The following is an 11807-nucleotide window of genomic DNA, read 5'->3' as shown; positions in this document are numbered from 1 at the left end:
AAAGCAATTGCTTTGAAAGTTCTCCCGGGCTTTTATCCCGCCGTGGACACCGGCCCTGCAGGCTCCGGTGCGTCTTCTCTCGGACCAGCCGGATGTGAACATCCCGGAACCCTAGAAGACATTGTGTATTCGGTTTTGATGTTACAAAGTCTAACACAATAAAAAGCTATAGGCAACAAGAAAATTAAAAATTGCAGATTTTTTTGTGATTTACTTATTGTAGATGTCAGGTTTTTAATTAAAACAGAACACAAGTTCCTATTTACAGCTTTAAAAAAAGCTTGTTATAGTCATCTCATTCAAAATCATGTCAGCTGTAATGACATTCGGTCTACAATCGGGAATTAGAGGGAGCTGGAGAGCATATGAAAAATACAATAACGCTTAAGAGGGATTTATCCCTGTCACATGTCGTTACTATGGGACTTGCGTGGATGTCGCCGATGATTTTCTTCACCAGCTTCGGGGTGCTGCATGATAGTTCAGGAGGCATGCTCCTTGCAGCCTACGCTCTCGCCTTTATCGCCATTCTGTTCACGGCAGCCAGCTACGGCCAGATGGCCCGGGCTTTTCCGGTATCAGGCTCTGCTTACACGTACGTCTCCAAAGCAATGAATCCGTTTCTCGGCTTCCTGGTTGGCTGGGCGATCCTGCTCGATTATTTATTTTCCTGCATCGTAGCTGTCCTCATGTTCGGCGTTAACCTGAATGCCCAATTCCCCGCCGTTCCTTCTTCGATATGGATCATTCTGCTGACGTTTATTGTAATGATTATCAATGTGATCGGCATTAAGCCGCTGGCGAATATCAGCAAGCTTTTCGTATTTATGCAAATCCTGTTTATCGCCGGCTTTTGTGCACTGCTTGTCTACAAAGCGCTGGAGGGCGGTGTTACTGCAGATTTGAATCCTCTGGCTGCCCGGGAAGGCGTCTCCTTCTCAGCTATTTTGGCCGGAGCCTCACTCGTATGCTTCTCGTTTCTCGGCTTTGATTCTATTACGACCATGGCAGAGGAAACAAAAGACCCGAGGAAAACGATCCCCCGGGCCATCCTGTTAATTGTCCTGTCTGCTGGCGTGATGTATTTTGCTACAGCGTACCTGATCCAGCTTACCGCTCCCGGCTTCTCCTATGTGAATGTAGACTCCGCCGGATATGAGCTGATGCAGAATATCGGAGGCAGCCTGCTGGCCGGCATATTCACCTTTGTTATTATTTTCTCGATTCTGTCGCAAGGGCTCTCCTCCATGACCACCGTCACACGGCTGCTGTTCGTCATGGGCCGGACCTCGCTGCTGCCGCAAAGGTTCGCCTCCGTCCACCCCAAATTCCGCACTCCTGTTTTTAACATCGTGCTTATGAGCATCGTGTCCTTATCTGCGCTCTTTATCAGCCTGGAGACCGCCATCAAGTTTGTCAGCTTCGGCGCTCTGACAGCCTTCCTGTTCGTCAACCTGTCCGTCATCGCCCATTACATGATCCGCCAGAAGCAGCGCTCGCCCCGTGACATCCTCTTCCGGTTTATCTGCCCGCTGTCCGGTGCAGGCTTTGTCCTCTATCTGATTGCCCTGCTGGATTCCGCTTCGTTAATGCTCGGAGCCGGCTGGTTGGCAGCGGGTCTTGTATATTACGGAATCCGCAGATTATACAATGCGAAGGACAATCCGGCTCGTATACTATCGGAGCCTCCAGCTGAGGATCTAGTGGTATAAAAGGTACATAAAGGCTCAAACCGTGGTCGGTTTGAGCCTTTATGTACGACTAAGAATAATAAATACGATGTCGATGTTTAGTCAGAGGTACATCTTTAAACTGTGCTTGTAATTTACCTGCTGAATTTGTGGAGTCAGATATTACAGAACTATATAGAACATCATTAAGAGACTAACAAAAGGGCTCCTGTTCCCGCCTTAGGTAAAGCGTTGGGCAGCGGATAGATCCCCCCTCCCAAACGCTAACCTCGGTCAGTCGGTTCACAGTCAAATCAGTTTTAAGTGTACTTTGTACAATTAAAACAGGGGAATTTAGTCATTTTAAGGAGATAACTGTATTATGTACATCTATTTCCCTCAAAAAAGCCGGTTTCGGGCGTTTTTGGCAAATATAAATGTATAGAGTGCAGTTAAAACCTGCAGCGTAGCTAATTAGCCAGGTCTAATTGCAGAAAGTACAGTTATTTCAGCCCGTCGCATTCATTATGCCATGCAATTAACTACGAAACAGGACAAGTGCGCACCGAGTAGAAGGAAAGAGGCGATAGATTGTCTCTGCTTGAGGTTATAAACGTAATTGCGGTTTATATAGCACTATATAGATTGAACTTAAGAATTTAAGTTAAGGGAAAAGTGGCGGAGGGGAATTTTGGAACTGGAGGAGCGGTAGCGACCGCCTTTGTCTGCGGATTTCAACCGTTAAAAACGGTATAAATCAAGAAATCTGCAGACAACAGCGGCTGGAAGTCCAAACATTCTCTGGAGTCACATGCAATCCCAAAACAGCAATATTATTAGTTCAATCTAAATAGCTTTCGATTTACTATTAGTCACAGAACTTTTTGAACTTGGACTAGAGCCACCGCCAGCTCCTCCCGTTACTCCTCGGGATGGTGGAAATGATCCTGAACCTGATTCCATACTTCTAATTTCATTTTCAACGCTTATGCCCACTAGGATCAACATAAATCAGAAAATTATTTTCTACATACGTATACAGATTTGAACTCAGCGGATTGTCAATTTGACCTTCATACGTATTGCATTCACCAATATTACATTTCTACCGTAATGTCCGTCAGACCCTCACGGGAAATGGTGACCCCCTGTGCAGTCCGCGTGATACCAAGGCTGACCAAGGCTTCTTCCAGCGGAGGAGCTGAGCGGCTGCCAGCTGGGGCTCCGCAGACCGCGGAGATCAGCAGATGGCTTCCCGGCTCCAGCTCAGCCAGCAGTGACGGCAATGACGTGCGGGGATACAGCACATTGGTATTTACATTGGAATAGACCAGCTGTGCCTTGGTGTATCCTCTCAGGCTGCAAACACCGCTTTCGCCAAAGGTATTTTGGACCGACAAGCCCGGATTTCCCGCCTTCTCAATCTGCTGCTCCTGCTTCGCAGCCAGTGAATATCCGCCTTCCGCAGCAGTCAGCGGCCGTCCTGTCTTGATCTTGTGAATGCGTACATGCCAGGGAAGACCGGCCACGATCCAGGTCTGAACCTCTACATCACCCCACGGGCGCCATTTGGCGTACAGCACATTGCCGGAAATCCAGGTTTCCTCATTGACCCGCCGCACCCGGAACAGCTGATCCCGCTCGCTCAGTGCCAGCATGGAGTCTGCCGATGCCTGCTCAAGCCCCCATTCCGCTCTGGGCACACTGAAGCCAAACCGGGTCGAGTAGACAAATTTTTCATATTTGGCCGGAGTGTGCGTATGGGCATTGGTTCCAAGATGTCCGCTGTTGAACGCTGCCACATGACCTGAATCCAAATCCCTGCACACGACAAGGTGCGGCTCAGCTTGTACTGACAGGGCAGGCAGCTGCGGCATATCTTCCTCAGCGGACATCCAGAAGCCGGAATTCGTCTCAAGCGCCAGCACAAGGAAGGTTTTGAAGGCCCAATACGGCGAGCCTGGTGCATTATAATTCTCTGCCATAACGAGGTTGGGATAGGCATAGCCCACGGTTAGCACACCTGCGCTGTCAAAGATAGGCTGGCTGAACCACCAGCGGAGATTGCGCAGGATCATACCTTTCACCACACCGGGTGTAAGTGCCTCTGAGCTCAAGCCGGCATAGGCGAAGGCACTCCAGAAGGCAGACTGGGCAAAACGGTAAGACAAGCTTCTCCCGTAAGGCAGCGCAGACCCGTCTGCATCGAACCAGCCCGCAAAATCCTCTGCAAACAGCAGAGCACGTTCCTTATAGATAGAGCAGCGCTGCGGATCTTCGTTCTCCATCAGCTTTACATAAACCAGCGAGTAAAAGTGAATGGCAAACGGGCCATAATAATCACTGTGTCCGCCGATGCCGTCACTGTACCAGCCGTTTCCGAGATAGAACTCGTCGATGCGCTGTAAATTCCGCTCCATCTGCGGTGCGTCGTAAGGCTCACCGATCTGCCGGAAGCCGAGATTGACCATTATCTGAAAGAACAGCCAGTTACAGTCATGACAGGGATGTACATTGATCTGATTCAGCCAGTTGTACAGATTGCGGCGCTGCCCTGCATCAAGCGGGTACCAGACTGTCTCAGGGGCAAGGCACAGCGCCAGACCCATCGCCGCCATTTCCACAAGACGCTGGTCGTAATCGCCCACCTCTCCCCAATATTCCTCATGCCCCGGGTCCGTTCCGTTGATCAGACCCCGCAGGTAAATCTCCTTCAGCTCCGTTTCTTCTCCGCCGCCTGCCAGATACGGAACCAGTCCCCATGATATCCGGGAAAATCCCTCCATATCTGCGATCTCCTGCGTATGCCCGGCACCGGCGCCTCTGATTTCAAGGCGGGCTCCGCCGGTGCTGTACAGCTGTGTCAGCGGAGCAGTCAACTGCCTGAAGGCCGCCATCAAATCCTCTTTTGTCCGTAACGCATTTTCACTGACCGGTTGCTTAATAGCCATTGCTTTGTTCTCCCTTTCCCCTGATGGGCAAGACTAACGGAATAGCCGCCACAGCTTTCCTGTGGCGGTTATTCCAGTTTACTATTATTCTGCTTTTAATGCTGCCTGCTGCTGTTCAAAAATTTCATAGAAGTCACTCCAGATCAGCACATTGTCCTTTTCCTTATCCCACCATTGCTTATACCAGTCTACAATCTCCGCACCGCCGCCGGTTTCCCATTGCTTTTGCGCGTCCTGTGAAGCTTGTTCTACTGTATATTTGCCTCCGCTGATAATCGCTCTTGTGTAGATATCATGTACAGCGGCTGTCACGTTGCTGAATTTAACCTGCAGCTCCTTCGGCAATTGCGGCATATGCTCGGAGTGGGTTAGGCCTTCGCCCACCGGCAGATCGGTCATATACATATCCACCGCTTCCTTGAACAGGCGCAGCGCTTCCTTCTGGGCAGGAATGGCTTCGTCGAACTGGGTTTCGGCATAACCGTATTTGCCTTCCTCCAGACGGCTGTACACCATACCGAAGTCGCTGGCCCAGCTTACTTCATTCTTGTATTTCTCCTGGTCCAGAATGACCGGTCTGCCGTCAGCCTCCAGCTTATAATGCTCTCCCTCAATACCGTAGCGGAAGGTGCGTCCGGTCTCCGGCTTAACCAGGAAATCAATATATTCCATAATAGCTTCAGGGTTCTTGGCCCGGGCATTCACAATAGCAGTCATCTGCACCGGATTGTTCCAGACTGTAGTGAACTGTCCTGCGGAAGTCTTAGGCAGAGGCATAATCTTCAGCTTGGAATCCGGTACATTTTTCATCAATGTATCCAGCTCACGTGAGGCAAAGCCCATATAATCATTGGTCATAAAAGCGTAGATTCCGATTTTACCGTTCAGGAAGTCCTGCTTCGATTTGGACCCGTCCTTATCGCTCAGGAAGTCCTTGTCGACAACCCCTGCTTCGTACAGCTCCCGCTTGAATTCGGCCTCAGCCTTCAGGCGTTCAGGTCCGACCTCAATTTCACCGTTCTCACCGAGATTAACCCAGTTTGCATTAAAGATATACCGGAACAATCCGGCATTGTCCCCGAATTCAAACCCGCCGATCCCGTAAGTGTCATCCACGCCGTTGCCGTCCGGGTCCTGCTCGGTGAATGCTTTGGCTACAGCCAGGAACTCTTCCTCCGTGGTAGGAACCTGAAGTCCCAGCTTATCCAGCCAATCCTGGCGGATGAACACGCTCACCAGCGGGTACACCTCATTCATGCGGCCGAATTCATACAGCTTGCCATCCGATTTGATCCCGGCCTGCCGCAGCTGAGGATATTTCTCCAGCAGCGCCTTATACTCCACACTATGCTGGTCGATGAGATCATCCAGCGGCATGAGCTGCTTCTGGTCAAACATCTGGTTGCGGATGCTGGTGCCGAATTCAAAGATCAGATCCGGTGCACTGCCCGAAGCCAGAAGCACGTTCAGCTTGGACTGTGACTCCCAGCGCGGAATCGCCACAAATTTCAGATTGGCCGGTCCGTTCTCATTGATCCACTTGGTCCACATATTGTCTTCAATCGTGCCCATCCCGTTCGGAACCGATCCCCGGTCATAGATGGTAGAGGAGATATTCCCCCGCTCCTTAGGTGCGTTAGTGGCTGTGTTTCCAGCCGCCGGCTCTTTATCAGCGTTGTTGCTTGAACATCCTGCCAGCAGGCTGGCACCCAGGCCTGCAACGAACAGAAGCTTAGGCAGTTTATTGATTAAACTCATGATGAAACCCCACTTTCATGTAGTATAAATATGGAGAACGCCGGCCCTTTACCCTTTGATTGAGCCAAGCATAACACCCTTTACAAAATACTTCTGCAGCAGCGGATACACCGCCAGAATCGGGACAATCATGACAATGACGGCGGCAGAGCGTATCCCTTCCGGTGTCATCGTGGCCAGCATGGTCGGGTCCGCAAAATCCTGAATCATCGAGGTGGATTTGATCATATTCTGCACGAGCACGGTCATATTGTACTTGGCCGTATCGTTGATATAAATCATGACACTCATGAAGGAATTCCAGTATGCGACTCCGTAAAATAACGCTAGTGTTGCCAGCATCGGCTTGGACAGCGGCAGAACAATCCGCAGCAGAATGCCCGTTTCACCGCAGCCGTCGATTTTTGCCGCTTCATCCACCTCACCCGGCAGCTGTTCAAAGGCAGAGCGCATAAGCAGCATATTGTAAGTGCTGACCAGTCCGGGCAGCCAAAGTGCAGCGTAGCTGTTCACAAGGCCAAGATTGGACACGACCAGATAGCTGGGAATCAGACCGCCGTTAAAGATCATTGTGAATACCATCGCCAGTGTAAAGAAGCGGCGGCTGTAAAATTGCTTACGGGATAAGGGATAGGCAGCCATAATGGTAACCAGCATACTAAGCCCGGTACCGACTAATGTAATTTGCACACTGTTCCAGAAGGAACGCATGATGGGTGTCCCTGTAAACAGGCTGTTAAAGGACGAAAGGCTAAACTCCACCGGCCAGAGCGTCACTCTGCCGCTTGCCACCGCATCCGCTCCGCTGAGCGATAAAGCGATTACGTTCAATAAAGGAGCTATGCAGCTTATTGCTACAATGGTCAATACTATATAATTCAGTGCATAGAATATTTTCTCACTTCTGCTGTCCCGCATAAGTAGCTCCTCCTTACCATAGACCTTGATCAAATTTGCGGGCGATCGTATTGGCTGTGAATACCAGGATAAACGCCACTAATGATTCAAATAATCCCATTGCTGTCGTCAGACTGAACTGTGCACCCTGTAGACCGATCCGGTAAATATAGGTGCTGATTACATCGGCAATCTGATTCACATTCGCATTTTGAAGCATGAACACCTGATCAAAGCCTACCTCCATCACCCGGCCCATGGATAAAATCAGCAGCAGGATGATCGTAGGACGAATCCCCGGGAGCGTAATATGCCAGATTTGCCGCAGCTTCCCCCCGCCGTCCATGGCCGATGCTTCATACAGGCTGGGATCTATAGCAGACAGGGCCGCCAAAAAGATAATCGCGTTAAAGCCCATATCCTTCCAAATACCAGATCCGATAAAAATGGAAACCCAGGAGAGCTTCTCATACATAAACGGATACGCTGCACCGGTGAGCTGCTCAACGACCCGGTTGACCAGTCCGTTCTCCATGGCAAAGGCTGTCGATACCAGCATGGCAATGATGACCCATGACAGGAAATGCGGCATATAGACAATGGTCTGGACCGTCCGCTTAAAGCCCATGCTGCGGACTTCATTGAGCATGATCGCCAGTATAATCGGAATCGGAAAGCCCACGGCCAGACTCAGCAGGCTGAGCACCAGTGTGTTGCGGATAATCTCCAGCGTCCGGGGGTCCTGAAACAACACCTCAAAGTAATGCAGGCCGACCCAGGGACTGTTCATTATCCCGTCATAAAAGTTGTAATCCTTAAAGGCAATGACCAGCCCGCCAATCGGCGCATACCGGAATATCAGGTAAAACAGGATAACTGGCGTGAACATCAGCAACAGGGGCAGATTTGTTTTGAAGCGTTTCCATTTCGGCCCGCTGAATCTTCCCTTTACTTCTGGTCCGGCAGGGCTTGCAGCCGGAGCTGCATTTGTAATCTCCATCAAGACTCCTCTCCTATCGTGTTGCTCTTTGTTTATTGGTTATACATAGATTGTACCGGGCCGGGACGGCAGGAACATTCAAAATCCTACGATGTTTTTTTAAAATTCTACACACAAAAGAGCCATCCGCGCGTAAACGCCGGATGGCTCAAGCCCGGTATGAACTTTGGATTACTCAAACCGTTTCCGGAACTCACGCGGCGATTCCCCGGTCAGCTGCTTGAAGACGACCGTAAAATAACTGGAGTTATCGAATCCGACCCGCTCCGCAATCTCCGTCATCCGCAGGCGGCTCCGCTGCAGCAGCAGCTTGGCCTCCTCGATCCGCAGCTGGGCAACGTAATTTGTAAGACCGGTCCCAGTCTCTTTTTTGAACAGATTGCTTAAGTAATTAGGCGTTACATGCACATGCGCAGCCACAGTCTGCAGGGAGCAGTCCTCCTGGTAGTGGCTTTCAATGTATTGCTTGGCCTGAAGCACGGCATTGTCCTGCTGCCTGCTCAGCCAGTCATGGAAAATGCCTGTAAATTCTGCGCATTTCTCTTTGGCCCAGCCCGCCAGCTCCTGCACAGTCTGAAATTTGAGAATACGGGCAGGATTGAGCTCTTCCCCGGCCACTGTTGCCCGGACATGCTTGAACTCTGTCAGCAGGATACTTGAAAAGACAGTGATCAGCGTATAGATTCTCGTCTTGCCTGCCTGAAGCCCGAGTGCTGCCGCCTGGTTCACGTATTCCTCCAGCCTGCGCTCCGCCGCCGGCAATTCACCGGTATCCAGCAGTACCAGCAGCTCCTCTTTAAGCAGTGCAAACCCGTCCATCGTATCGAGATCAGCTATGCTGCCGGCTCCTGCTCCCGAATGAATACCGTATTGCTTCGCAAGATCGGCAAACCTCTGCACCACTCCAAGCTTCAGCCAGCTTGTCTTGAGCTCAATAAAGTCGTGCAAAGCCTCCTGCACATGCAGACGGTAAGCTTCCCCCATGGAACCGGGCTTCAGCAAGAAAGCAAAGGTATCCTTACGCAAAGGGAAATAAAGGCCTTCCACAGGCTCCCTCTGCAGCAGCTCCTGCAAAATATTCGTTACCGCGTAATGGAGGAGGCCAATGTCACCTGCAGAATAAGTTTTGCCCGGCTGCTCGTAGGTATCCACCTGCAGGATACAGAACTCCGCTTCCTGCCATTGCCGTTCCCAGCCCTCTCTGAGCGTACGCTCACAGGGCAAGCCGAATATCGCAGCCCGGAACAGCTCGGTCTGCTGCTCCTGTCTGGCGATTCTTGCCTTCAGCTGCTTCAAACGCAGCGCCTCATAGGCTTTGCGGAACACGAGATAGGCTTCATCCAGCGAGAAGGGCTTGAGCAGAAACTCTACGGCTCCGTAGCGCAGCGCGCGCTGGGCATACTCGAAATCACGGTAGCCGGTCAGAATGATCACCTTAATCTCGGGATGGGTGTGTGACAGCCATTCCATGAACTGCAGCCCGTCCATAACCGGCATATTAATATCCGTTATAATCAGGTCCGGCTTGCACAGCGCGACCGCCTGCATGGCCTCTTCCCCGTCAGCTGCCTCTCCGACAACCTCCCAGCCGAGCTGGTTGCTGGAGATCAGCTGCACCAGGCCCTCACGGAACCAGATTTCATCATCTACGACAAGCAGTTTACCAATCAAGCTTCCTCACTCTCCCCCAGCCGGTATGGCAGCTTCATCCGTACCAGCGTGCCCTCACCGGGCACCGACTCGAATTCGACTCCGTACGGTGCACCGTAAGCCAGTTCGATCCGCCGGATGACGCTCCCCGTACCTATACGTTTTCTTTTATCGTTTACATGCTCAGGTGAAGGATTCAGAATCCGCCCGATGGTCCCCTGGCTCATCCCGCTGCCGTTGTCGCTGATTTCCAGGACAAGCACCGGCTCTGCTCCTCCCCCGTCAGACTGAATACGGCCGGTAATCAGCAGACGCCGGTCCGACTTTTTGTTGTTGAAGGCATGCACGAAGGCATTCTCAACAATCGGCTGAATCAGCAGGCGGAACACACGGCAGTCCATCATTTCTTCAGGAATATTGATTTCTGCGGCAAGTGCATCCGGATAGCGTTCCTTTTGAATCTCCAGATAATTGTTAATCTGCCTGAGCTCATCCCGCAGTGTGGTCATCTGGCTGACCGGCTCGAGCGTATACTGCAGCATTTCCGACAACCCGTTAATCAGACGGGCAGAGCGCTCATCACCCAGCATATAAAACTTCCAGAAGAACATTCCCAGCGTGTTATACAGAAAATGAGGGTTAAGCTGAGCCTGTATCGCCTTCAGCTCTGCCTCCTTTTCATTAATTTTGCGTTCGTATATTTCATAGACCAGATTTTCGATATGGGCCGTCATATTGTTGAAGCTTTCTCCGAGAAAGCCCAGCTCATCCCTGCTGCGGATTTGGATCCGGGTCTCGAACTTGCCCTCCCGCACATGCCGCATTCCCCGGACCAGACTGCCCAGCGGGCGCAGCAGCATGCGGCTGATTACTGAAATAATAATGCACAGACTGACAAAGCTGGCCAGTGCCGAAGCAACCGCCACCTGCAAAATCACACTGCTGCCGCTCTGAATCTGTGCCAGAGATACCTTGCTTACCAGTGTGAAGCCAACCTTCTCGGACACCTGTCTGGTGTACATGTAGGAGACTCCATGCTCTTTGCGCACCATGCTGCCGGCTGCGGGCATGTCGGCAAGAGCGGGTGCCTGCGGATTGTCCGAGCCATTGAGAGAATAGACCAGCCGGCCCTCCGCATCGAATAAATAAGCTTCCGCATCCTCATGGATGCGCAGATCCTTGATGTGCGATTCAAATAAAGAATTGTTGAATAATATCAGCATAACGCCGTAGGTCTCCAGATCAATGGTACGCATGAGCCGGCCGGCCAGCAGCACATTGGTGGCCGCCCCCTGAACGAAATCGCTTTCAACAGACCGGCTCCATACGTACTCTCCGCCCGTCGGCTCCAGTCTCGCCAGCATATCCTCCATAAAGGAGCTGGTAAAGTTATTGAACCGTCCTGAAAAGGAGCCCAGGTTGAGAATGTTGCCTTTTAGGTCATATATGCGGATTCCCATAATTTCCGGCGCATCCAGGCGGATCTGATACACCTCTTTATCCAGCAGCTGCTCAAGCTTCATCCGCTCAAAGGAATTGGCCCCTTCCGCCTGCTCAGTGACTGCCTCACTTACCGAAGGATTCAGGGTGATATAATCGGTGACCCTGTACATATCGTTGACTCTTGAATCCAGCTGGGCCAATATTTGCTCAGTTGTCATGGAATACTGGCGGCTGATTTCCTCATTGAACAGCGACAGATGGATACGGTACGTAATGATGCCTGTAATACTGGAAATCAGAATATTGGCCGCCGATAAGGCAATGATCAGCTTCGTGCTAAATTTGAACGTTCCCCAAAACGGCCGTTTCCCCTTGTTAGTCATAGTTCATCCTCCGCTTAATACAATGCATGATGCCTTGGCCGAAAGTCAATATTGC

At 51.1% G+C, this 11807-nt stretch carries 7 protein-coding genes and 1 riboswitch; of the genes, 1 reads left to right on the top strand and 6 read right to left on the bottom strand.

Translation table 11 applies throughout. The annotated features are described in order from the left end of the window. Positions 1-19 precede the first annotated feature (19 nt). Positions 20-126, bottom strand: a riboswitch (guanidine-I (ykkC/yxkD leader). 239 nt (positions 127-365) lie between these two features. Next, positions 366-1712, top strand: a complete 1347-nt coding sequence (locus tag R70723_RS11725; RefSeq protein WP_047171104.1) for an APC family permease — start codon at positions 366-368, stop codon at positions 1710-1712. 1055 nt (positions 1713-2767) lie between these two features. On the opposite strand, the gene R70723_RS11720 is transcribed toward R70723_RS11725, so the two are convergent. The 6 genes from R70723_RS11720 to R70723_RS11695 all read right to left on the bottom strand — a co-directional run bounded on the left by R70723_RS11720 (position 2768) and on the right by R70723_RS11695 (position 11752). Beyond that, a complete protein-coding gene (locus R70723_RS11720; protein ID WP_039872192.1) occupies positions 2768-4621 on the bottom strand; it encodes a DUF2264 domain-containing protein in 1854 nt (617 codons plus the stop codon). 84 nt (positions 4622-4705) lie between these two features. Then, positions 4706-6379, bottom strand: a complete 1674-nt coding sequence (locus R70723_RS11715) for an extracellular solute-binding protein (protein ID WP_039872191.1) — start codon at positions 6377-6379, stop codon at positions 4706-4708. Between the two features lie 48 nt (positions 6380-6427). Further along, positions 6428-7297: a carbohydrate ABC transporter permease gene (locus tag R70723_RS11710; RefSeq protein WP_039872189.1), complete on the bottom strand. Its 870-nt coding sequence runs from the start codon at positions 7295-7297 to the stop codon at positions 6428-6430. Positions 7298-7310: 13 nt separating this feature from the next. After that, the gene (locus R70723_RS11705; RefSeq protein ID WP_039872186.1) at positions 7311-8276 is read right to left on the bottom strand and encodes an ABC transporter permease; all 966 of its coding nucleotides are present in this window, start codon (positions 8274-8276) and stop codon (positions 7311-7313) included. A gap of 171 nt (positions 8277-8447) precedes the next feature. Continuing rightward, complete coding sequence (locus tag R70723_RS11700) at positions 8448-9947, bottom strand: response regulator transcription factor (protein WP_039872185.1); 1500 nt, start codon at positions 9945-9947, stop codon at positions 8448-8450. Further along, positions 9944-11752, bottom strand: coding sequence for a sensor histidine kinase (locus tag R70723_RS11695; protein WP_047171391.1), 1809 nt, complete (start codon positions 11750-11752; stop codon positions 9944-9946). Before R70723_RS11695 ends, R70723_RS11700 begins: the two co-directional genes overlap by 4 nt. Positions 11753-11807: the final 55 nt, after the last annotated feature.

The organism is Paenibacillus sp. FSL R7-0273, from assembly GCF_000758625.1.
Taxonomy (GTDB): domain Bacteria; phylum Bacillota; class Bacilli; order Paenibacillales; family Paenibacillaceae; genus Paenibacillus_AQ.
The sequence above is the reverse complement of the archived record's forward strand: the minus strand, read 5'-3'. Positions and strand labels throughout refer to the sequence as shown.

Coding starts and splice junctions, on each gene's coding strand:
- R70723_RS11725 (WP_047171104.1), top strand. CDS start 366: ATGAAAAATACAATAACGCTTAAGAGGGATTTATCCCTGTCACATGTC.
- R70723_RS11720 (WP_039872192.1), bottom strand. CDS start 4,621: ATGGCTATTAAGCAACCGGTCAGTGAAAATGCGTTACGGACAAAAGAG.
- R70723_RS11715 (WP_039872191.1), bottom strand. CDS start 6,379: ATGAGTTTAATCAATAAACTGCCTAAGCTTCTGTTCGTTGCAGGCCTG.
- R70723_RS11710 (WP_039872189.1), bottom strand. CDS start 7,297: ATGCGGGACAGCAGAAGTGAGAAAATATTCTATGCACTGAATTATATA.
- R70723_RS11705 (WP_039872186.1), bottom strand. CDS start 8,276: ATGGAGATTACAAATGCAGCTCCGGCTGCAAGCCCTGCCGGACCAGAA.
- R70723_RS11695 (WP_047171391.1), bottom strand. CDS start 11,752: ATGACTAACAAGGGGAAACGGCCGTTTTGGGGAACGTTCAAATTTAGC.